The following is a 601-nucleotide window of genomic DNA, read 5'->3' on the forward strand; positions in this document are numbered from 1 at the left end:
GTACAGCTCTCCCCGCCGCACCGACTCGGCCGCCGCCACGCGTGAGGCCATCCTGAGCAGCGCGCAGGCGCTCTTCCTGGCCCGCGGGTACGCCGGGGTCACCATCGGGGAGATCGCGGAGGCGGCACGAGTGGCCGTGCCGACCGTGTACAGCAGCGCGGGAAACAAGCCGAGCATCCTGACGGCCCTGCTGGAGCCGGTCGTCACTGATTCGTCCTTCGACGACGCCCTGGCCGCCATCGAGGCCGGCGACGACCCTCGCACGGTGATCGAGCTGACCGCCGAGAGCACCCGGCTCATCCACGAACGGCACTGGGAGCTCGTGTACGGGCTCTTGTACCGCAACCCGCCGGGGGAACCCGCCGTCCAGGCAGTCCTGGACAAGGGCGCGGACGACTACATCCAAGCCCTCACCCGCGTGGCCGACCGCCTCATCGCGCTCGACGCCCTCCGCGCCGACCTCTCCCGCGCGGAGGCCGTCGACATCCTCTGGTTCCACCTCGGCCCGAACGCCTGGATGACCCTTGTCGGCCAACGAGCCTGGCCGTTCGCCCGCGCCCAGGCCTGGATCGCCCACGCCACCTGCCAGGCACTGCTGCAG

1 protein-coding gene is annotated in these 601 nt (G+C 71.4%); it reads left to right on the forward strand.

Going from position 1 to position 601, the window contains the following annotated elements; translation table 11 throughout:
• A partial coding sequence (locus ACRWNP_RS37185) for a TetR/AcrR family transcriptional regulator (RefSeq protein ID WP_431969441.1) occupies positions 1 to 601 on the forward strand: 601 nt, incomplete at both ends.

Origin of the sequence: Actinacidiphila sp. bgisy160, from assembly GCF_965342435.1 — a bacterium.
Classification (GTDB): domain Bacteria; phylum Actinomycetota; class Actinomycetes; order Streptomycetales; family Streptomycetaceae; genus Actinacidiphila.